Origin of the sequence: uncultured Tateyamaria sp. (assembly GCF_947503415.1) — a bacterium.
Taxonomy (GTDB): domain Bacteria; phylum Pseudomonadota; class Alphaproteobacteria; order Rhodobacterales; family Rhodobacteraceae; genus Tateyamaria.
In genome coordinates this window covers 742,564-763,069 of record NZ_CANNDS010000002.1, presented here as the reverse complement: position 1 = coordinate 763,069, position 20,506 = coordinate 742,564, and the positions used below count along the sequence as shown (strand labels likewise).

Below are 20,506 nucleotides of genomic sequence, written 5' to 3'. Positions count from 1 at the left end.
ACCCCGTTCTTGCTCCGAGCAGCCGATGGGATGCAGCGGCTGCTCGTCTGGACGAACGATAACTCAATGTCGGTGATGTGTTTCCTGCAATTCATAGACTGGAGTGTCGATCCCCTCCATACGCGCCTTGAGTTGAAGGGCAAGGAATTGAGAATAGTGGCGTGACTGGTGCAGGTTCCCGCCGTGAAACCACAGCGCCTCTTGCTGTGTCGGCTTCCACATATTGCGCTGTTCGCCTTCCCAGGGACCGGGGTCTTTGGGCGTGTCAGATCCCAGCCCCCAAACCTTGCCAACTTTGTCAGCTGTGTCCTGGTCGATCAGATCGGCCACCCAGCCATTCATGGATCCGTAGCCGGTGGCATAAACGATCACGTCGGCTTCGAGCTTTGTACCATCCTCAAGCACCACGCCGTCCTCTACAACTTCGGCCACCTGGCCCGCTTGCAGCTTGATCTTGCCGTCGATCACAAGCTGGCTGGCGCCGACGTCGATGTAGTAGCCGGACCCGCGGCGCAGATACTTCATGAACAGGCCCGAGTTGTCGGCTCCCCAGTCCAGCTGGAACCCGGCCTTTTCAAGGCCGGCGTAAAAGTCCGCATCCACTTCCTTGATCTTGTCGTACACGGGGATCTGGAATTCGTGCAGAATGCGATAGGGCAAGGAGGCAAAGATCAGATCTGCCTTTTGCGTTGTCACACCTGCCTCGACGGCGCGTTCCGAGTAGAGATCGCCAAGCCCGTATTCCATCAACGGCTCAGATCGGACAATGTGGGTCGAGGATCGCTGTACCATCGTCACATCGACATCGTTTTCCCAAAGGGCGGCGCAGATGTCATGGGCTGAATTGTTGGAGCCGATCACAACCGCCTTCTTGCCTTTGTATTGGTCCGGTCCAGGGTGTTTCGATGAATGATGCTGGTCGCCCTTGAATTTATCCATTCCGGGGAAGTCGGGGATGTTCGCCTTGGCGGACATGCCGGTTGCAAAGACCAGCTGTTTGGGGCGCAGCGTCACCGGCTGTCCGTTGCGGTCGACAGTGACGGTCCATTCCTTGGTGTCCGCGTCATACTCGGCGTGCTGGACCGTCGACTTGGTCCAGTAATTCAACTCCATCACCTTGGTATACATCTCGAGCCAGTCGCCAATTTTGTCCTTCGGCGAAAAGACCGGCCAATTCGGGGGGAATGGCAGATAGGGAAGGTGGTCGTACCAGACCGGATCGTGCAGGCAGAGCGACTTGTAGCGATTGCGCCAACTGTCGCCGGGTCGCTCGTTCTTTTCCACGATGATTGTAGGCACGCCAAGCTGGCGCAACCGCGCACCAAGCGCGATCCCACCCTGACCGCCGCCGATGATCACGGTATAGGGTTGAGTGCTGTAGCCCAACTCCGCCTCTTCCTTCTCGCGCTCTTCGGCCCAACTGAGCCGCCCCTTGCCTGCGCCGTGCTTGGCACCAAGCGGGCGTTCATATCCCAGCGGCTCCTCGTGGCCTTTAAGCTCGGTCATTGAGGTGAGCAGTGTCCAGATCAGCCCGTCCTTGAGGCGCACCAGACCATAACCGCGCGCGACATCGGTGTCGAAGCTGATCCAGGCGGTTGTGATCCCGCCGTCTTCGGTCACCGGTTCGCCTTCGGCGATGCGCCAGTTGCCCGGTTTGGTGGTCCCAAGCTGGGTGGACAGCATATCGCGGATCTGGTCCTGACCTTCCATCGTACGGATGTTCCAGGTGAAGGTCACAAGGTCGCGCCAATAGCAATCCGTCTGGAACATAGCCACGGCGGTATCGATGTCGCCGGTTTCCAGTGCTTGCCCAAATGTGTCGAGAAATCCTTGAACTTCGGTGTCCAGCGTATTGTCCAGCATTCTGCGCCCTCCCAGTTGCACGTTATAGGAGTGTGCCAGAACGGTAGCGTCTGTGCGACTTTTTTGGTGTGGGTGCCCGGTTTCTTGCCGATGGGCGGGCAATTCAGAGGATCGCGTCAACCTCGGCCCGAGTCGGCATGGACGGCGCTGTGCCGGCGCGCGTGACCGAAATACCGGCGGTGGCACAGCTATACTGAACCGCATGCTCCGCAGATTGGCCTTCGGCCAGCGCCACTGCAAGGGCGCCGTTGAATGCGTCGCCTGCGCCTGTGGTCTCCAACACTGGACCAACCTTGATCGCTGGCACAAGGCCATGACCCGACAGGTATGCGCCCTGTTCACCCATTGTGATGATCGGCGTACGGACGCCTTGTTCCATGAGGGCTGAACAGGCTTCTTGAGCCTCCGCGACATCTGTCACGGCGATGCCTGTAAGCGCCTCGCATTCGGTTTCGTTGGGCGTGATGTAATCGCAGAGGGCGAGCATGCCATCGGGCAGGGCGGCAGCAGGTGCAGGGTTCAGAACCGTGGTGACACCTGCAGCGCGCGCTATTTCGAGACCGCGCATGGCCGCGTCTATAGGTTGCTCAAGCTGCGTGACGAACACATCCGCTCCTCGGATCAGGTCGGCCTGCGCATCAACATCGGCAGGTGAGATCAAGGTCGCCGCACCGGGTGCGATAATGATCGCATTGTCGCCTGTGGCCTCTTCGATGAAGATATGCGCGGCCCCCGTATAGCTGTCAGCGATCTGCCGAACATGAGGGATCACGCCCGCGTGCGCCCAAGTGTCGAGTGCCAGTTTGGCGAAATCATCCTGCCCGAGGCTTGATATGAAATGTGTTTCCGCCCCCAACCGTGCACAAGCCACTGCCTGGTTCGAACCCTTGCCGCCGGGGCCAAGAGCAAAGGACGTGCCCATGATCGTCTCGCCCATCACTGGCATGCGGTCTGCGCGATAGGCGGTATCGGCGACAAAGACACCCAGAATGACAACGGTGCCCATGATTAACCCTCGTCCGGGCCAACCACACCCTTGCGCAGGGCAAAGCAGCCATAGAACCGCCGTTCGCCGGTCTGGATCACGGCATAGGCCTGTTTGGCCCGGTCGTAAAAGGCGTAGCGTTCGATGCTCATCATGGTTGGACCGCTAGCAGCCGTGATTTCGGCCTGCACCTCTTCCATCACGGGCAGAATGGTGTCGGGTTTGTCGACCACTTCCATGCGCGCAGCGGCGTCGTCCACAAAAGTATCGATGGGATAGACCGAAAGTACGGCGCGCATGACCTCGGCCGCTGGCCTGTCGATGCGCAGCACCTCACCCAGTGTTGTTTTCCGGGAGACGCTGTCTGAGGGGAAGTTCGTGTCGGCAATGATCAAATCGTCGCCGTGGCCCATGGCGCGCAACGCATACAGAACATCGGCGTTGAGTATTGGGTCAATTCCTTTGAGCATGTGAGGCTCCTTTCATGTGGGAACAGTTCAGGCGTTCGGCGACTGCATGGGCCATGGCAGCACCGATTGCGGCGTGGGCGTCTTTGCTCAGGTGGATGCCGTCGATAGGATCGACATTGGTTACGGAATTGAGGTCCACAAAGCCGGTGCCGTGACGATACGCCACCTCCTTGAGGTGTCTGGGTAGTTCGATTGACCTCTTTGCTGCCCCGGCGAAAATGTCTTCGAAGATGCCGACTTCCTGTACCGCGACGGGAGCGGCCATAATAATGTCGGGTGCCATGGCATCAGGGCCGCAATTGGATCGAAATATGTCTGTCACAAGCCTTTGTATTCCGAGGGCAATGTCGGACGCGGATAGACCAAAACGCGCTTTCAGGTCGTTGGTGCCAAGCATGAGGATGACCAGATCGACCGGCCTGTGGGTTTCCAGAATGGCTTGTATCAGGCGCGCGCCGTTCTTGTGCGCGCCTTCAATCGGATCATCCCAGACGGCGGTTCGGCCTGGGTGCCCTTCGACAATAACGTCCCAGTCTGGGGGAAGGGCTGCGGCCATGACATTCGGCCAACGGTGCGGTTTGGCGTGCCGTCCCTTGTCGGAAATAGTGGGCATCGGCACGGTCCCGTGCGTGTTGCTGTCACCAAAGCAAAGAATGGTGCAGGCAATGTCTGCCATCACACCAGCCGTTGCCCGGTCGCAGCATCAAAGCAGTGCAGGTAGTTCGGATCGGGGGCAAGATGCACAGTCTGGCCCGGTTCGAACGCATGTCGTTCGCGGAACACGGCGGTGACGTCGTGCCCCTGAAACTTCAGGAATACCATCGTTTCGGACCCTGTCGGTTCAACGACCTTGACCTGCATGGGCAAGCCTTTGTCCGCCAGCAAAAGATGTTCGGGACGAATGCCAAGGCGAACCTTGCCCGTGCCGGACGGTCCGGCAAAACTCTGGTCCGCGATCCTGATCCGCCCATCCGATAGGTCGCCATCAAGCAAATTCATGGATGGCGCGCCGATGAAAGTGGCGACGAATTCGTTGGCCGGATTGTCATAGAGGTCGAGCGGCGTGCCGATCTGTTCAATGTTGCCGGCCTGCATGACCACGATCCTGTCAGCAAGCGTCATGGCCTCGATCTGGTCGTGGGTGACGAAGATGGTCGTCGTCTTGAGGCGCTGATGCAGTTCCTTGATTTCTGTCCGCATCTGGATGCGCAACTTTGCGTCCAGATTGGACAATGGCTCGTCAAAGAGAAAAACCTGTGGGTCGCGTACAATGGCGCGGCCCATGGCAACGCGTTGGCGCTGGCCGCCAGAGAGGTGCCGCGGCTTGCGGTCGAGATAGTCGGTCAGGCTGAGAATTTCAGCGGCCTCTTTCACGCGGCGCGTGATTTCTGCCTTGTTGGCACCGGCGACTTTGAGCGCAAAGCCCATATTCTCGGCCACCGATTTGTGTGGATAAAGTGCGTAGGTTTGGAACACCATTGCGATGTCGCGCTTGGCGGGGGGGAGGTTGTTCACCACACGCTCACCAATGGCGATAGCGCCGCCGTTGATCGGCTCAAGACCCGCGATCATACGCAGGAGTGTGGACTTCCCGCAGCCCGACGGCCCGACCAGGGCCACGAATTCACCGTCGCCGATGTCGATGTTGACGCCATGGATGACCTCTACGGCACCGTAGGATTTTCGGATGTCCTGAATTTTGACGCCTGCCATACGCGGCTTTCCCCCAGCTTGAACCTTGATGCTAGTGAAAGGGTTTTTCGTTGTCCACGTGGCCGGGGCAGCTTTTGTTGACTTAGCGTAAATCTCACGCATAGTGAGAGTTCCTCGGGGGAGTACGGGGCGCTATCACCGAGTAAAAACAACAAAAAACGCGCCTGACCATCTGCCCAAGGACACATTTTGTCACCGATCCAGGGAGGATGGATATGAAGACGGATCTTTATAACTACATCAAGGCCGCGCAAAAGATGAACCGACGCCAGATGCTGAAGGGTTCGGCGGCCATCGGTGCTGCGGCGATGCTGCCCAAGGGTGCCGCGATGGCCGACGGGCACGGAAACGTTCGCGCCGAAATTCTGAAAATTCCCGGCGTCGGGGCAGGGTCACCTACCGACAGCGATTGGCAGAAAGTCGGTGAAATGTGCCTTGGCGCCACCAAGGAAAACGTGGCCGAGGGTGAGTTCGCAGGCGTCGAACTGACGTTCATGGGCCTCAACAACCAGAACCTGCACAACTTCCTGTTCCGTGGTTTCCTGAAGCCTTGGGAGGCTTACACAGGCGCAAAAATCAACTGGATCGACCTTGCGCAAGCCGACTATAACGCACGGCTGCAACAGTCGATTGCCACCGGAACGGTCGACTTTGACATCATCGAGATGGGCGCGCCGTTCGAAGGTGACGTCTTGGGCAAGGGCCTTGCATCGGAAATGCCCGACTGGGTCAAAGAACAGATCGACATGGACGACTATGTCGACTATCTCAAAGCGCCTGTGGGCACATGGGGCGGCAAGACATACCGCGTGTCCATCGACGGCGACTGCCACAGCTTTGCATATCGCAAAGACTACTTTGGCGACGGTGCCATAGGTGGGGCCGAAGTGCCGACCACTTGGCAGGAAATCAACCAGGTGTCCAAGGATCTTGTCGGCAAAGAGGATCCGCTGACGGGCCTGCCCGCGCACGGCTACCTTGATCCGCTGAAGGGATGGGGCGGCTTCGGCTTCTACTTCCTCGAAAACCGCGCCGCCGCGTATGCTAAACATCCAAACTCGCCAGCGTGGCTGTTTGATCCCGAAACCATGACACCGATGGTCAACAACCCGGCCTGGGTGCAGGCCATTCAGGACGTGATGGACCTGATTGAGGCAGGGGCCTATCCCGCAGATCAGATCAACGCTGATCCCGGGACAACCGCGTTCCAGCAATTCCTTGCAGGCACCGGGTCCATGCTGATGTGGTGGGGCGATGTTGGCTCTTCCGCACGCACATCCGACACGTCTGTCGTGGGCGACGTTGTGGGCTTTGGCATCAACCCGGCCTCCGACCGCGTCTACAACGCGCAAGCGGGCGCGTGGGAAGACACACGCAACGAAGCGCCCAACATGGCCTATATTGGTTGGGGTGTTTACGTCATGGCCACGGTCGAAGGCGACGAGAAGAAGAAGAAAGCAGCATGGTCTGCTGCGGCCCATCTGGGCGGCAAGGACCTGTCGCTTTGGGCCTCGGCCTATCCGTCGGGCTTCCAGCCTTACCGCAACTCGCACTTCCAATTCGAAGAGTGGGAAGAGGCCGGTTACGACCGCGCGTTCATCGAGGATTACCTTGGCTCCAACGCCGACAGCTACAACCACCCGAACGCCGCGATCGAGCCGCGCATCCCCGGCATCTTCCAGTATTACTCGGTCGCTGAGGATGAGTTGGCCAAGGGTTACGCGGGTCAATACGGGTCGGCACAAGAGACGGCCGATGCGATTGCCGCTGCCTGGGAGGAGATCACCGACCAGATCGGACGCGACAGCCAGATCGAGATTTACAAAGCCTCGCTTGGTCTCTGATCCAACACCGACAACACTATGGGCGGCGCGATTGTGCCGCCCATACAATCCAGAATACAGGCCACACATTGCATCATGAGCGCTGAAGGCGATCTTCTTCACACAGTCACTGCCGACAATATTTCCGAGAACCGGAAACGTCTGGGCAAGCTGATGGTTTGCGGTGCGGCACTGCTGTGTGCCGGTTTGGCAGCATGGCAGTTGGCCTTCGAGACGGAGCGCGTGGCGTTCGGTTTCGCCAACTGGCGGCCTGTTCTCTATGCTTACATGCTGTGGGCGACAGCGCTGTGTGTGGCGCAGGTGATGATCCGGGGCGAAGCTGGCAAACGCTCACTTTTCGTGCTGCCAGCAGCTCTGTTCGTCATCAGCCTTGTTGTTTTTCCACTGCTTTTTGCACTCTATATTTCGTTCACAGACTGGAATCTCGCGTCCGTGAATGGCCCGCAACCCAATGGTTGGGACAACATGGTGCAGATGTGGAACGACCAGTTCTACTGGAACGCGTTGAAGAACATGGTCTACTACGTGCTGGCCGTCAGCGTGGAATATGTGATCGCCTTTGGCCTAGCGTTGCTGCTGAATGCACAGATTCGCGCGCGCAAGTTCTTTCGCGTGGTTTTCCTTTTGCCCCTGATGCTGAGCCCGGTGGCGGTGTCGTGGATGATCGGCAAATCGATGCTGGAGGTGCGGTTCGGTCCGATCAGCCGCGTCGTGCGCGAGCTGGGGTTTGAGCCCAGCTTTTTCGGCACGCCTGAGATTGCGCGCTTCATGATCATGGCGATGGACGCGTGGACCTTTATTCCTTTCATGATGATCATGCTGCTCGCCGGTTTACAGGCGCTGCCGCGTGAGGTCATCGAGGCATCCAAGGTCGACGGGGCGACGGGCTGGCAGAGCTTTCGCGAGGTGATCTTTCCCCTGATGCTGCCCGTGTCGGTCACAGCCATCGTGATCCGCATCATCTTCAAGCTGAAGCTGGCTGACATCATCATCAATGTCACCTCCGGCGGTCCAGGTGGGGCCACGGACTCTGTCACAAGCTTTATCTTCCGTGAGTACCGTGACCGGTCGAATGTGGGCTACGGCACCCTTTTGGCGATGGTATATCTTGTGCTGATCATTATCTTTGTAACGCTGCTTCTCAAGCTGGTCAGCCGCTGGATGGAGCGCCCCGCATGAACGATGCACCCGTCTTCAAGGACCACGATGCCGACCGCGCAACCCGAACGAAATGGTGGGCGAGCCGGGTGGCGATCTATGGCGCGTTGATCTTCTGGGCCGTCATTTGCCTGTTCCCGATCTACTGGACGCTCACGACATCGTTCAAACTGGCGCCGGACGTGATGCGGGGCAACATGGTGCCGTGGTGGGACTACACGCCGCGCTGGAAGGGCTGGGAGTCACTGGGCCTGTCGCCGCGCCTGGTCGGCGAGGTGTCGACCGTGCGCGAGGAATTTCTCAAGCGTTTCTGGAACAGCACAATCATTGCAACATCCGCTTCGTTTTTGGCGGTGGTTTTGGGGTCGCTTGCCGCCTACGGGCTGTCACGGTTCAACTACCGCTTTGGGTTTATGCGCAACTCGGACATCTCGTTCTTTTTCCTGAGCCAGATGATCCTGCCACCCGTCGTGTTGGCCTTGCCTTTTCTTGTACTCTACCGGTCGCTTGATCTGCTCGACAGTCAGATTGGCTTGATCCTGCTTTACACGCTGATGGTGCTGCCCATCGTCATCTGGATCATGCGCGACCAGTTTCAGGGCATCCCGGTTGAGCTGGAGGAGGCGGCCCTGGTCGATGGTTTGGGCATCTGGGGTGCGTTCATTCAGATTGTCTTGCCCATCGCTTTGCCGGGCATGGTGGCCGCGTTCATTCTGTCGCTTGTTCTGTGCTGGAACGAGTATTTCTTTGCCGCCCTGCTGAGTTCAACGAACGCCACGACCTTACCTGTCATGGTCGCCAGCCAGACTGGATCACAAGGCATAAATTGGTGGTCCATGGCGGCGCTGTCATCGGCGGCGATCCTGCCATTGATCGTGGTAGCGATTTTTCTTGAGAAGTACATCATCAAGGGCATGGCGGCCGGTGCCGTGAAGTAGAAGCTGCGCAAGACGCCGCGCCGAGTGGCTATTTAGAACCCGCGGCGTTGATTGGATATGTCGTCAGCCGTACCATTCCAGCGTATGAAACTTATTCTCATTCACGGGGCGCCTGCCACCGGCAAGCTAACGGTCGCCCGCGCATTGGCCGCGCATACAGGCACCCCACTTGTCGACAATCATGCTGCCATCGATATTGCCCGGATGGTATTCGGTTTCGCCGCGCCGGGATTTTGGGACCTGGTCCATGATCTGCGTGTTACCACGCTTCGCGCAGCCGCGCGGGCGAATGTCCCTTGGCTGATTACAACTGCTGCGTATTCTCATCCCGGTGATGAGGCGCTTTTACGAGACTATGACCGTGCAATCGAAAGGCCCGGAGGGCTGATCGATCCCGTTTTTCTGCACTGCGCACCTGAGACACGGATGGCTCGGGTGTCGTCACCCGAACGCGCGCGCAGAGGTAAGATCAGCACTCCGGATGGTTTGAGTAAATACCTGGACCAAAACAACTTCGCGCCGATCCCGCGGGACAACTGTCTGCGACTTTCGACAGAGCAAGCTGAACCTGAAGCGACAGCCGTGACAATCGCGCGGCATTTTGAGATGCCCGTCGTGGCGGTGAAGACCGGCAATGACCCGTAACGATCAGTTGGGTTTTGCAACATTCGGAAGATGAAAGATGGCACATTGCTCCGGCTCCGGCGCAGCCTCCATCATCCTATATCCCGCGCGATGTCCTTGGTTTGCTCGTAAAGCCGAAGGAACAAGGCGTGCGCTGTGTCATAATCTGCAGTGGGATTTGCAGTAATTGTTCTATCCGTGGGGTTCCACATGCTGATGTCCTGCCGACGCACCGCGCCTATGGCCAGCGCGGCGAGGAACGCGTCGCCATAGCTGGCACCCACCGTCTTTTCACACACGATCTGGTCAATGCCGGTGATGTCCGACGTGGCCTGCAGCCACAACGCGTTCTTGGTTCCGCCACCGACGGCAAGCAGGCGTTTCGGGGATTGGCCCAGCTCCGCAAACGTGTCGGTGACGTGTCGTGTGCCGTGCGCGATCCCTTCGATCAATGCCCGGTACATGTCGCCGCGTGTGTGGGTGAGGTTCAGGCCAAAAAGCATACCCTTGGCGTGGATATCGTGGATTGGCGTGCGTTCTCCGGAAAAGTACGGCAGCATCAGAAGGCCGTTTGCCCCCGGAGGTGACGCTGCGGCCTCGTTGGCGAGTGTCGGAAAGGCCTGTGCAGGGTCCAGATCCCGCGCGATATGATCGCGGAACCAATGGGTCAAGGTGCCGGATGTAGCCAGCCCAGCCATTGAGGCGTGTTCGCCCTCAAAGAGCCACGGCGCGTACCAGATACGCGGGTCGCTGACCTGAGACTGCGCGCGCAGGATGATGAAGATGGTCGATCCGTACATCATCATCATGTCGCCTGGCTGGTCTACCCCAACTGACAGTGCCTCAGCCGCGGCATCAATCGTTCCAGCGGTTACGGGTGTCCCCGGCGCAAGTCCAGCCGCTTTGGCTGCGGTTGGTGTGACGTGGCCCGCGATCTCATCAGACCAAAGAAGGCGGGGGAGTTTGTCCAAGGGCAAGATGTCATCTGCGAGATCGTCCACCCAGCTTTGCGTTTTGACGTCGTACAGTGGTGAGAAATTGGCTGCGGTATAGTGGTCTATGACCACTTCCCCCGTCAGCCGTTGCACCAAAAAACTGGTGGAGGTCAGGATATGCGAGGTCTCGGCGTAAAGCTCGGGGCAATTGCGTTTGAGCCATAGGATTTTCGGGCCCACGGATTGCGAGGTCAGCGCATTGCCGCAGCGGGAAATGATCGTGTCCTCACCGATCCGGTTCGTCAGCTCTTGCACTTCTGCTTCCGCCCGGCCATCCACGCCGTAGAGCACGCCATTCATCAAAGGCGCGCCGCTGGCGTTCACAGGTAACATGCAGGGGCCAATTGCGCTGCAGGCGACGGCTTTGATCTCGGCCGGGTCCACGCCACTGTCTTGCAAAAGCGCGCGGCAAACAAAGACGAAATCGCCCCACCAATCCTCTTCGGGACGGTGTTCGGCCCAGCCGGGTTGGGGGACCAGCATCTGGTGCCCACGCGATGCTTGGGCATGCACCGTGCCTGCGGTGTCGACCAACACGCCCTTGGTTTCATAGGTGCCGATATCAATACCAAGCGTATACGCCATCAGGTGTAGTCATCCCTGTCGAATGAAAAGTCGGGTCCAATCCGTGCAAGCGCCGCGACCAACAATTGCGTCAGTTGAGCAAGATCCCCAAGATCGCAAACCTCACGCGCCGAATGGGAGTAGCGCATGGGAAAACCGACATCTATGGAAGCAACCCCTTCACCCACATGTTGAACGTAAGACAGGTCCGTCAAAACCCCGACCTGTGCACTGCGCTGTAGCGGGATATTCTCTGCTTTTGCAGTGCGTTCGAACAGATCGACCATGGCCGGATGCGGGATGACCCCATTCAGCGTCCCACGTCCGTGAAAGGAGTAGAGGCTCATGCCCGGACCGCTTCCAAGGGCGATGTCGCCATGTCCGTCCATGTCCGGCGTATCCGCAGCGAGCATCAGATCGATCTGGATCGCAATATCGGGTCGGATTGTCTGAGCCAGGGGCAGCGCGCCCCGTAGGTTGAATTCTTCCTGCACGGTAAAGGCAAGATGAACAGGCGGTCCCGTGGTGCGATCCTTGAGCCTGCGGGCAAGTTCCAGCAGCACCGCACAGCCGGCACGATCATCAACGCTGGTGCCGGCAATCCGGTCATTGCCCAGTTCAACGGCGCGCGGCGCGTAGACCACGGGTGCACCGACGCGGATACCGGCGGTAGTGACCTCGGCGGCGGAGGTCATGCCGACATCGACATAAAGATCGCGATAAGGTGTGACGGTGTATTTCTCGTCCGAACTGGTGGCATGGTGATTCTTGTTCGCGATCACGCCTGGTATGTCCCGGCCTTCGCCGACGCAAACCAGAACTTCTTGCGCGGCAAGCGCACGTTCAGGAACGCCCCCAAGACGTTCCAGGCGCAGCAGGCCATTTGCTTCGATCTTGCGTACAACAAAGCCCAGTTGATCCATGTGTGTGAACAGCAGAACGGACGGCCCTTGCCCCGGGAAATGCGCAACGAGGTTTCCGAGACGGTCGGTTTTCCTCTGCACGCCGATCCGCTCCAAACGAGACCGAATGCTGCGGCGCACCCGGTCTTCGTGTCCGGAGAGGCCCGGCACCTGCATCAATTCCATCAGGTCCTGCTTGAGACACTCACTCATGTCCGCGCCTTCCGGACAAGTTCCATAAAACTGCGTGCTCGATCTGGGTCGATGGCGTTCCATGTGTCGCCGTCCACCTTCAGCGATGACCCTACTATGCAGCCATCTGCCGCGGCCAGGACATCCGCAACCGTATCATGTTTGACACCGGTGTTTGCCATGACTGCCACATCTGGCAGGACCGCCTTTACCGCTTCGAGGTCAGACATGGCGGCCGCTTCGCCGGTGATCTGGCCTGAAACAAGCACCGCATCTGGGACAGAAGAAAACACTGCGCTGCGTGCCCGGTCGGGCAGGGGGCGTTGATCCAGCGAATAGGCGAATTCAGCTGACACGTTGTATAGCATCGCCATATCCGGTCGTCCCAACCTGTTGCGGTAGCGCATGGCCTTGCCCGCATCCGGCGTCCACGGACCCATGTCCGAGGCGTAGGTTCCCGTAAATATTTCCCGCACGAAATCCGCACCCGTCGCGACCCCCAACGCCACGGACGCCATCGGATCCCAAAGCATGTTGACGCCAAAAGGCACGGTGATTTCGGATTTCAATTTGCCAATCAAGAATCCCATGGTTGCAACTGACGCCGTGTCGACCTGAAATTCGTAGGGGCGGTCATTTTCATTCCCGAACATCACAGCATCAAAGCCGGCGTCCTGCAGCGCCGCCAGGTCGGCGCGGGCTGCGGCCAGCAAGTCAAACGACGGGTCATGCAGCGGCGCGCCCGGCAGCGCGCCGATATGAACCATGCCGATGACCGGTTTGCGTTTGCCGAAGACGCGCGCAAAGTTTTCCGTCATCTCCAATCCTCCCCCGACGACTTTAGGAACGCCGGGCTGTTCACGCAAAAAGAAACTGCGCTAAGGTCGATGGCAACGGATTGGGGGAAATGCGCATGGACTTGAAGACGCGACACTGGGACAGGATCAACAACGGCGGGCTCACGTTCACAGAGCTGGGGTTCGGAACGGCACCTCTGGGTAATCTGTATCGCGCGATCAGCGACGATGACGCGCGCGCGACCCTCGATGCGGCTTGGGACAGCGGTGTGCGCTACTTCGATACCGCGCCACTTTATGGGCTGGGACTGTCGGAAACGCGCCTGAACCCGTTCCTGCGTGGCAAACCCCGAAACGACTATGTGTTGTCGACCAAGGTCGGGCGGCTGATCCAGCACTGTGCACCGGAACATCGGTCGGGAAAGGGCAAGTGGTTTGAGGTGCCTCAGCGGCGAGAACAATACGACTATACCTATGACGGTGTCATGCGATCCTTCGAACACTCGTTCTCGCGCTTGGGGGTGGACCGGATCGACATCCTCTATGTCCACGATCTGTGCATCTTCTCGCACGGCTCCAAGGAAATCTCCGACATGCGGATCGAAGAGTTCTTTGGCGGACGTGGATACGACGCGATGGTGTCGCTGCGAGACCAAGGGCTGATCACCGCCATCGGCGGTGGGATCAACGAATGGGAGGTGTGCCAGACGCTCGCCGAGCGTGGCGACTTTGACCTCTTCTTGCTGGCAGGGCGTTACACGTTGCTCGAACAAACAGCGCTCGATAGTTTCCTGCCGCTCTGCGAGGCGCGGGGCATTGGTATCGTGGGCGGCGGGCCTTACAATTCTGGCATCCTCGCCACTGGTGCGCGTCAGGGGGCTTGGTACAATTACGATGTTGCTCCGCCGGAGGTCCTGGAACGCGTCAGTGCCATCGAGCGTGTTTGCAGCGCTCACAATGTCCGCCTTGTTGATGCAGCGTTCCAGTTCCCACTGCTGCATCCGGCGCATGTCACTGTCATTCCCGGCGGTCAGGGCGTGGCAGAGATGGAGGGTAATGTCGCCGCTGCCCATGCCGAAATTCCAGCGAGCCTTTGGTCAGACTTGAAATCCGAAGGATTGATGCGGCAGGACGCACCCACATGAAAATCGACGCGCACCAACATTATTGGCAGCCTGCACGGGGCGACTACGACTGGATGCCAAAAGACATCGCACAGCTGAACCGCGCATATGCGCCACGCGATCTGGTCCCGCATCTGGACCATCACGGCATCGACGGAACTGTGTTGATACAAGCCGCCGCAACCGTGGCAGAGACGGAGTACATGCTTGGGCTGGCCGACGCCACGACGTCCATCAAGGCCGTCGTCGGCTGGATCGATTTTGAAGATGAAAGCCACCGCACGCACCTTGAGCGTTTTGCCGCCCACCCGAAGTTTCGGGGCGTGAGACCCATGATCCAGGACATTCCGGACGTGAACTGGATGCTGAGGGATGACGTGCAATGGGCTTATGCAGCCCTTAATGATCTGGGTCTGACATTCGATGCGCTTGGATTTCCCCAGCACATCGCAAATTTTCTTGAGATAGCGGAGCGATTTCCTGAAATGCAGATGGTTGTTGACCACTGCATGAAGCCGCAAATCCGGGATCAGCAAGCTGGCAAGGACGCGTTTTCCGACTGGGCGGCTGGTATGACCTTGCTGGCTGACAGGACGCGTGTCTGCGTCAAGCTCTCTGCGTTGCTCACCGAGGCGGATCATGGCTGGAATATAGAAGACATCCGCCCCTTTGCCGGGCATGTCCTTGATGCCTTTGGACCGGACCGTGTCATGTGGGGTTCGGATTGGCCGGTATGCCGTTTGCGATCTGAATATGATGGTTGGTTCGCTGTGGCGCAGGATTTGACCAACCATATGTCCGATGCAGATCGAGCAAAGATTTTCGGGGGAACAGCAGTCAGCTTCTACAGGCTGGACTGATGCGACGTGAAACGATGCACTGCGTTCTGCGTGAGCGCATCTCGCGCCGCAACCGTAGTTCCCACCTGCAAAGCGGCGGCCGCTTGGGCAAAGGCGATAGCCTCTGGCATGGATGTGCCACCGGCCGCTTGAGCAGCAAGCGCCCCCACAAACATATCCCCCGCACCGTGGGCTGAGACGATAGTGACCTTGTGCGCAGGAAAGGCATTACCTTCGAAAAGCACGCCATCGCTGCCCAACGTCGTCAAAACCTTCGTCGGCGGCAATGCCGAGGCGTAGAACGCAGCCTCGATCCGGTTCACGATGATCAGATCAACCATTTCCGTCAATTCTGATGACAACGCGCGGGCGGGCGCCGCATTCAACCAGACGGCGGCGCCGATTTTGCGGGCCTGCCGCGCGACAGCGATATTCACCACCTCTGGCACCTCATTCTGAAGCAGGACGTGCGTTGTGCCCGCAGGCATTCTGATCCTGTTCGGTTCAATTCGCAGATTGGCTGCGGATACAATCACCGCGCCGTATTCGCCGCTGTCCTCGACGATGGCCGCACTCATGCCGCTGGATCCGTCGTCGATCTGCAATTGCGTGATGTCCACGCCGGATGTGACGAGCGCCTTGCGGATCATGCCACCAAACTCATCGCTGCCAATGCGCCCGGCAAAGCCTACGGTTGCACCCATCCGGGACGCCGCCATTGCTTGATTGCCGCCTTTTCCACCAACGACATAGTCGACGCCGGACCCTGTCACAGTTTCGTCCAGCCGTGGCAGGTGCGGTGCGCGTAACACGACGTCTAGGTGTAGGGACCCTACGACCAAAACACTCATGCCAGCATCGCTGCCTGTACCAATCGCATCGCCTTCGGTGCATCCTGTTGCGCGATTGCCTGTTGCAGGTCGCAATTCCCAACAAGGCGCGCGGCCGTCCCGCGCAGGCGGTTAACCACCTCGATGTTCGTCCGCGCCTCGGCTACTGGATCAAGACCGGAGTGATCGGGAAAAGTGTCAAAATAGATGGCCCCATCGTAGCCTGCGCGCTCCAACTCGACCAGCAGCTCGACGGTCTGTATTGGGTGGACCGCTCCCACCATCAGGCCATTGTCCCATTTGCCGTAGCCATCGTTCAAATGCACCCCGAGGATACGCGAATGCCGCGCGACAAGCGCCGCGGCAAAAGCAGGCATTTCATCGGCATAGAGGACGTGGGCAAAGTCCAGCGTGACGCCGGTATTGGATCGGTTCAGCTCGCGCAGCGCCAGCAGTGTTGTGGCTGCATCCGGCATCAGGGCAAATGCGCGGGGTTCGTTGGGCTTGTATTCCAACGCAATGTCGAGTGCCGGATTGTGATCGGCCACCTCTGCCATGGCTTCGAGCGTCGCGTCCCAGGCGCGCGCGTACTCCATCTGAAACGAGTAGTCGAACCCGTCTTGCCCCATCCACAGTGTCATCAGGGTTCCACCCATTTGTGCCAGTACGTCCAGACCCCGCTTGGTCTCGTCAATAGCGGCACGCCGGACGGTCGGATCGGGGTGTGTGAACGCTCCCAACTTGAAGCCCGGATCGGTGTAGTAGCGCATGGCCATGCCATTCAGCACCATATCATTGTCGTTCAGGGCCGCGCTCAGATCGGACGGAGAAGCGTCCACGAAGTGATCCGGATAGTTCAGGTCAGCAGCATTCAGGCCCGCAGTCGCGGCGCGCCCGATCAGGTCGGCGGTCGTGACCGTGTTCTTTCCCGGCCAGTAGTCACTAGCGCCAATTTTGAATGCGTTGAGGCGCGCGGCGAAACGAGGCGGTTTGTTTTCAAGTATCATGTTTGTGAAGATACGCTTTCACACCTTCGATGCACAGAACATGCGCGACCCGTTTTGATATCTTTTCACTATGGCAGTTCTTTCTTCGAGGGTTGTGCTTTGGCTCTCATAGTTTCGATACAACATGCTGCCGATCGGAAAGCCTCAATTACGCCCTGAAACGGTCGCTTGGTAACGGTCGAGCTCTGTTATCAACGCTCTGCCATTTGGCACATTTTCCCGTGCGGAGAATTCCGACCAAACGGCGCCGAACGGAAGATCCTTGAACTCCTCCGTCAGTGTTAGTCTGGTCGTGAAATCCAGCTGGTCTTCTGCAGTCTTCAATTGATCGAGCGGCATAAGCAATGCGCGAAGCAGTGCCTTTTGCATGTTGCGTGTGCCAATGACCCAAGCTGCGGTCCGGCTGATTGTGGCGTCGAAGAAATCGAGGCCGATATGGGTCCGCCACAACAGTTCCGCGCTCACCAGTTCCTGCGCCATTTGCAGGATGTCGTCGTTGAGTAGGATGACATGGTCGCTGTCCCACCGCATCGGGCGGGATACATGCAACAGGATTTCATCCACTGAAAGCGCCACCGCACTCAGCTTGTCGGCAATGTTTTCGGTGGGATGGAAATGCCCCATATCAAGGCACAGCAACGTGCCTTTGCGGATCGCATAGCCAAGGTAAAACTCGTGGCTGCCAACAGTGCAGGCCTCGACCCCAATACCAAAAAGCTTGCTTTCCACAGCATCGAGCATTTCGGTTCTGTCGTGCGTTTTGGCCATCATTGCATCAAGCGATACCTCCAGCCGTGACCGCGCCGACATGCGGTCAATCGGCGTATCCTTGTAGCCATCCGGCACCCAGATGTTGTTGACACAGGGTGATCCCAAGGCTTTTCCCATGTGGGCTGCGATGTCGCGGCACCGTTTTCCGTGTTCGATCCAGAAGTCACGGATGCCTGCCTCCGGATGGCTGAGGGTAAGATTGTCGTCCGCCTTCGCGTGGGCGAAGAATGTCGGATTGAAGTCCAGCTTGATGCCCTGTTCTTTGGCCCAATCGACCCAAGGTGCAAAATGTTGATATTCGATCTCATCCCGGTCCGGCGTCGCGTCTGTGTCCAGGTACATCGCGTGCAGATTCAGGCGATGTTTTCCCGGGATCATTGAGTAAGCGAATTCCAAGTCTGCGCGCAACTCATCCGGTGTGCGCGCGCGACCCGGGTGGTTGCCTGTGGCCTGAATGCCGCCGCCTGACGTCCCCGTCGCTTGTTCAAACCCGACAACGTCATCCCCTTGCCAGCAGTGCATGGAGATCGGGATTGTCTTGAGCCGCTCTAGGGCCGTCTCGGTGTCCACGCCCCAGTCTGCGAAGGCAGCTTTCGCTGATTCATAGCTCATTTCTTGCCCCTACCGTGTGAACGCCTGGACGTTGCCTGCGTCCACATTGATGATATTGCCGGTGGACTTGGATGACACGTCGGCAGCAAAAAAATAGCAGGCCTCCGCAATATCCTCGGGCAGGACAGAGCGTTTGAGCATGGACCGATTGCGGTACATCTCTTCGAGGCCCTCCTTATCGGTGCCGTAAGTGTCGGCGCGCTGTTCCAGCCAATCACCCTCCCAGATTTTTGAGCCTCGCAAGACAGCGTCCGGGTTCACGACGTTCACCCGGATACCTGCTTCTGCCCCTTCCAATGCGAGGCACCGTGCAAGGTGGATTTCTGACGCCTTGGCCGTGCAATAGGCCGCCGCGTTCGGGGATGCTGCCAATCCGTTCTTGGATGCAACAAAGACGACCGAACCGCCCATATCCTGGGTGCGCATCAGCTTGAACGCCTCGCGGCTGACCAGAAAGTAGCCTGTGGACAGGATGTCCATATTTTTGTTCCAAAGGGCGAGGGAGGTCTCCTCTACCGGGGCAGATGAGGCAATTCCCGCATTCGAAACCAGAATGTCCGCGCCTCCAAATTCGACGGCGGTTTCAGCAAACGCGGCGGCAACGGCCTCTTCGCTGGTCACATTCATCTTCACCGTCCGAACGACGTCTGCCCCGTACCTGTTCGACAGGTTCGCGTGCGCTGCTCCAAGACCATCTTCGTTGATGTCCGCAAGCACCACGCACGCCCCTTCTTCGAGGTACCGTTCGGCCGTTGCAGCACCAATTCCACCTGCGCCACCCGTGACTAGCGCAATCCGACCGGCGAGGGATTTCGGCCTGGGCATCCGCTGCAGTTTGGCTTCTTCCAGGAGCCAGTATTCGATATCGAACGCTTCCTGTTCAGGAAGTCCTTGGTACTCGCTCACCGCGGATGCTCCGCGCATCACGTTGATCGCATTAACATAGAACTCGCCAGAGATACGAGCCGTTGCCTTGTCCTTTGCAAACGTGATCATCCCCACGCCAGGCACGAGGTAGACAACCGCATTCGGGTCGCGCAGTGCAGGGCTGTTGTCGTGTTTGCAGCGCTCGTAATAGGCGGCGTACTCCCTTCGGTAGGCATCGATCTGATCTGGCAACCCGGTCAGAACATCGTCCAGATCCTTCTGATCCGGATCGAATGGCACGACCAAAGGCCGGATTTTCGTGCGAAGGAAGTGATCGGGGCAGGACGTGCCCAAGGCTGCCAGCGGTTCCATGTCGCGTGCATTCACGAATTCCAGAACGGCATCGGTATCGTTGAAATGACCCACCATATGCTGATTGCCGGACACGAAACCGCGGATCGCGGGCATCAGACGAGCGGCGACGGCGCGCCGGTCTTCTGCCGCAAGACTGTTGTGCATGGGCCCGCCAAATGTGGCCTGCCCGTCGCTGTGCTTTGCCAGCCATTTGGTTGCCACATTGATAACGTCAATCGTCTGATCGTAGCAGTCTTTCGCTGTGTCCGCCCATGTGAACAGCCCATGGCTTTCAAGGACAACGCCGTCTGCGTCTGGATTTTCAATACAAAACTTTTCAAGCCAAAGACCCAATTCGTATCCTGGCTTTTTCCAAGGCAGCCAGCCGATCCGGTCGCCAAAGATGACCCGCGTCAGGTCTTTGGAGTTTTTCGACGCCGCGATCGCGATGATGGCATCGGCGTGCACGTGATCTACGTGCTTACGGGGCACATACGCGTGAAGCGGGGTATCGATGGACGCTGCACGCGGATTCAGTTTGAACGTGCAATGCGGCAGGTACCCCACCATTTCGTCCTCGAATTCGACGCCGCGATAGAGCGACTTCAACGCCTGCAACTTATCCATATAGAGCGTGGCGAACCCATCCATCTTGATCGATCCAATGTCGCCGCCTGATCCCTTGACCCACAACACTTCGACCTGTGCACCGGTCAAAGGATCGATTTCCATCACCTTGGCCGATGTGTTTCCTCCGCCGAAGTTGGTGACGCGCTTGTCTGATCCAAGAATGTTCGAGCGATAGAGCAGGAGTTCCGATTCGCTCATGCTTTCTGCTGTCTGATCGTCCCAACGGCTCTCAAGGAGTTGAGTTTCCAACGATTTCAACATGTATCCTCCCGGTCAGCGCAGCGCGCCAATCATCTTTGTTGGCCTTAGGCTGAGCGCGAGGTGGGCGCTTGTCAATCATAAACGCTCAAATACAATCATGCTGCGCTGCAGTATGATTGGTAATGATTGTTTTTGATTGACAGGTAGTCCGAATCTGGACACCGTG

At 58.3% G+C, this 20,506-nt stretch carries 18 protein-coding genes; 6 read left to right on the top strand and 12 right to left on the bottom strand.

Annotated elements, in window-relative coordinates:
• Positions 1-63: 63 nt before the first annotated feature.
• The 5 genes from Q1A32_RS14975 to Q1A32_RS14955 all read right to left on the bottom strand — a co-directional run bounded on the left by Q1A32_RS14975 (position 64) and on the right by Q1A32_RS14955 (position 5,031).
• Positions 64-1,863, bottom strand: a complete 1,800-nt coding sequence (locus Q1A32_RS14975; protein WP_299654774.1) for an NAD(P)/FAD-dependent oxidoreductase — start codon at positions 1,861-1,863, stop codon at positions 64-66.
• A gap of 103 nt (positions 1,864-1,966) precedes the next feature.
• The gene (rbsK, locus tag Q1A32_RS14970) at positions 1,967-2,869 is read right to left on the bottom strand and encodes a ribokinase (protein WP_299654771.1); all 903 of its coding nucleotides are present in this window, start codon (positions 2,867-2,869) and stop codon (positions 1,967-1,969) included.
• A gap of 2 nt (positions 2,870-2,871) precedes the next feature.
• Positions 2,872-3,318 carry an RbsD/FucU family protein gene (locus tag Q1A32_RS14965; protein WP_299654768.1) on the bottom strand — a complete coding sequence of 149 codons (447 nt, stop codon included), beginning with the start codon at positions 3,316-3,318 and terminating at the stop codon, positions 2,872-2,874.
• Entirely contained in the window at positions 3,302-3,994 is a 693-nt protein-coding gene (locus tag Q1A32_RS14960; protein WP_299654765.1) for an SGNH/GDSL hydrolase family protein, read from the bottom strand. Before Q1A32_RS14960 ends, Q1A32_RS14965 begins: the two co-directional genes overlap by 17 nt.
• Positions 3,994-5,031, bottom strand: a complete 1,038-nt coding sequence (locus tag Q1A32_RS14955; RefSeq protein ID WP_299654762.1) for an ABC transporter ATP-binding protein — start codon at positions 5,029-5,031, stop codon at positions 3,994-3,996. Before Q1A32_RS14955 ends, Q1A32_RS14960 begins: the two co-directional genes overlap by 1 nt.
• Positions 5,032-5,246: 215 nt before the next feature.
• Here Q1A32_RS14955 and Q1A32_RS14950 point away from each other — a divergent pair, with 215 nt between their 5' ends.
• The 4 genes from Q1A32_RS14950 to Q1A32_RS14935 all read left to right on the top strand — a co-directional run bounded on the left by Q1A32_RS14950 (position 5,247) and on the right by Q1A32_RS14935 (position 9,616).
• Positions 5,247-6,875 carry a substrate-binding domain-containing protein gene (locus tag Q1A32_RS14950; protein WP_299654759.1) on the top strand — a complete coding sequence of 543 codons (1,629 nt, stop codon included), beginning with the start codon at positions 5,247-5,249 and terminating at the stop codon, positions 6,873-6,875.
• 75 nt (positions 6,876-6,950) lie between these two features.
• Positions 6,951-8,054 carry a carbohydrate ABC transporter permease gene (locus Q1A32_RS14945; RefSeq protein WP_299654756.1) on the top strand — a complete coding sequence of 368 codons (1,104 nt, stop codon included), beginning with the start codon at positions 6,951-6,953 and terminating at the stop codon, positions 8,052-8,054.
• Positions 8,051-8,971 (top strand): carbohydrate ABC transporter permease, encoded by a 921-nt coding sequence (locus Q1A32_RS14940; RefSeq protein WP_299654753.1) that lies wholly within the window; start codon positions 8,051-8,053, stop codon positions 8,969-8,971. The genes Q1A32_RS14945 and Q1A32_RS14940 overlap by 4 nt, the downstream gene beginning before the upstream one ends.
• Positions 8,972-9,055: 84 nt before the next feature.
• Entirely contained in the window at positions 9,056-9,616 is a 561-nt protein-coding gene (locus tag Q1A32_RS14935) for an AAA family ATPase (protein WP_299654750.1), read from the top strand.
• Positions 9,617-9,687: 71 nt separating this feature from the next.
• Here the strand turns inward: Q1A32_RS14935 and Q1A32_RS14930 are convergent, their stop codons facing one another.
• From Q1A32_RS14930 to Q1A32_RS14920, 3 genes are read right to left on the bottom strand one after another with little or no spacing between them, the layout of a single operon-like run.
• Positions 9,688-11,175, bottom strand: coding sequence for an FGGY-family carbohydrate kinase (locus Q1A32_RS14930; protein ID WP_299654747.1), 1,488 nt, complete (start codon positions 11,173-11,175; stop codon positions 9,688-9,690).
• Positions 11,175-12,269: a M42 family metallopeptidase gene (locus tag Q1A32_RS14925; protein WP_299654744.1), complete on the bottom strand. Its 1,095-nt coding sequence runs from the start codon at positions 12,267-12,269 to the stop codon at positions 11,175-11,177. Before Q1A32_RS14925 ends, Q1A32_RS14930 begins: the two co-directional genes overlap by 1 nt.
• Positions 12,266-13,066 (bottom strand): BtpA/SgcQ family protein, encoded by an 801-nt coding sequence (locus Q1A32_RS14920; protein WP_299654741.1) that lies wholly within the window; start codon positions 13,064-13,066, stop codon positions 12,266-12,268. The genes Q1A32_RS14925 and Q1A32_RS14920 overlap by 4 nt, the downstream gene beginning before the upstream one ends.
• Positions 13,067-13,161: 95 nt before the next feature.
• Here Q1A32_RS14920 and Q1A32_RS14915 point away from each other — a divergent pair, with 95 nt between their 5' ends.
• Positions 13,162-14,190, top strand: coding sequence for an aldo/keto reductase (locus tag Q1A32_RS14915; RefSeq protein ID WP_299654738.1), 1,029 nt, complete (start codon positions 13,162-13,164; stop codon positions 14,188-14,190).
• Positions 14,187-15,029: an amidohydrolase gene (locus Q1A32_RS14910; protein ID WP_299654735.1), complete on the top strand. Its 843-nt coding sequence runs from the start codon at positions 14,187-14,189 to the stop codon at positions 15,027-15,029. The genes Q1A32_RS14915 and Q1A32_RS14910 overlap by 4 nt, the downstream gene beginning before the upstream one ends.
• Here the strand turns inward: Q1A32_RS14910 and Q1A32_RS14905 are convergent.
• The 4 genes from Q1A32_RS14905 to Q1A32_RS14890 form a co-directional block, all read right to left on the bottom strand.
• A complete protein-coding gene (locus Q1A32_RS14905; protein WP_299654732.1) occupies positions 15,014-15,859 on the bottom strand; it encodes a PfkB family carbohydrate kinase in 846 nt (281 codons plus the stop codon). The genes Q1A32_RS14910 and Q1A32_RS14905 overlap by 16 nt on opposite strands.
• A complete protein-coding gene (locus tag Q1A32_RS14900) occupies positions 15,856-16,845 on the bottom strand; it encodes a TIM barrel protein (protein WP_299654729.1) in 990 nt (329 codons plus the stop codon). Before Q1A32_RS14900 ends, Q1A32_RS14905 begins: the two co-directional genes overlap by 4 nt.
• A 144-nt stretch (positions 16,846-16,989) precedes the next feature.
• On the bottom strand, positions 16,990-18,228 hold the full coding sequence (locus tag Q1A32_RS14895; RefSeq protein WP_299654726.1) for an L-rhamnose isomerase: 1,239 nt from the start codon (positions 18,226-18,228) through the stop codon (positions 16,990-16,992).
• A gap of 9 nt (positions 18,229-18,237) precedes the next feature.
• A complete protein-coding gene (locus Q1A32_RS14890; protein WP_299654723.1) occupies positions 18,238-20,340 on the bottom strand; it encodes a bifunctional rhamnulose-1-phosphate aldolase/short-chain dehydrogenase in 2,103 nt (700 codons plus the stop codon).
• Between the last annotated feature and the right edge of the window lie 166 nt (positions 20,341-20,506).

Excerpts from the sequence above, each read along its gene's own strand:
- Q1A32_RS14975 (WP_299654774.1), bottom strand. The coding sequence starts at position 1,863 with ATGCTGGACAATACGCTGGACACCGAAGTTCAAGGATTTCTCGACACA.
- rbsK (WP_299654771.1), bottom strand. The coding sequence starts at position 2,869 with ATGGGCACCGTTGTCATTCTGGGTGTCTTTGTCGCCGATACCGCCTAT.
- Q1A32_RS14965 (WP_299654768.1), bottom strand. The coding sequence starts at position 3,318 with ATGCTCAAAGGAATTGACCCAATACTCAACGCCGATGTTCTGTATGCG.
- Q1A32_RS14960 (WP_299654765.1), bottom strand. The coding sequence starts at position 3,994 with ATGGCAGACATTGCCTGCACCATTCTTTGCTTTGGTGACAGCAACACG.
- Q1A32_RS14955 (WP_299654762.1), bottom strand. The coding sequence starts at position 5,031 with ATGGCAGGCGTCAAAATTCAGGACATCCGAAAATCCTACGGTGCCGTA.
- Q1A32_RS14950 (WP_299654759.1), top strand. The coding sequence starts at position 5,247 with ATGAAGACGGATCTTTATAACTACATCAAGGCCGCGCAAAAGATGAAC.
- Q1A32_RS14945 (WP_299654756.1), top strand. The coding sequence starts at position 6,951 with ATGAGCGCTGAAGGCGATCTTCTTCACACAGTCACTGCCGACAATATT.
- Q1A32_RS14940 (WP_299654753.1), top strand. The coding sequence starts at position 8,051 with ATGAACGATGCACCCGTCTTCAAGGACCACGATGCCGACCGCGCAACC.
- Q1A32_RS14935 (WP_299654750.1), top strand. The coding sequence starts at position 9,056 with ATGAAACTTATTCTCATTCACGGGGCGCCTGCCACCGGCAAGCTAACG.
- Q1A32_RS14930 (WP_299654747.1), bottom strand. The coding sequence starts at position 11,175 with ATGGCGTATACGCTTGGTATTGATATCGGCACCTATGAAACCAAGGGC.
- Q1A32_RS14925 (WP_299654744.1), bottom strand. The coding sequence starts at position 12,269 with ATGAGTGAGTGTCTCAAGCAGGACCTGATGGAATTGATGCAGGTGCCG.
- Q1A32_RS14920 (WP_299654741.1), bottom strand. The coding sequence starts at position 13,066 with ATGACGGAAAACTTTGCGCGCGTCTTCGGCAAACGCAAACCGGTCATC.
- Q1A32_RS14915 (WP_299654738.1), top strand. The coding sequence starts at position 13,162 with ATGGACTTGAAGACGCGACACTGGGACAGGATCAACAACGGCGGGCTC.
- Q1A32_RS14910 (WP_299654735.1), top strand. The coding sequence starts at position 14,187 with ATGAAAATCGACGCGCACCAACATTATTGGCAGCCTGCACGGGGCGAC.
- Q1A32_RS14905 (WP_299654732.1), bottom strand. The coding sequence starts at position 15,859 with ATGAGTGTTTTGGTCGTAGGGTCCCTACACCTAGACGTCGTGTTACGC.
- Q1A32_RS14900 (WP_299654729.1), bottom strand. The coding sequence starts at position 16,845 with ATGATACTTGAAAACAAACCGCCTCGTTTCGCCGCGCGCCTCAACGCA.
- Q1A32_RS14895 (WP_299654726.1), bottom strand. The coding sequence starts at position 18,228 with ATGAGCTATGAATCAGCGAAAGCTGCCTTCGCAGACTGGGGCGTGGAC.
- Q1A32_RS14890 (WP_299654723.1), bottom strand. The coding sequence starts at position 20,340 with ATGTTGAAATCGTTGGAAACTCAACTCCTTGAGAGCCGTTGGGACGAT.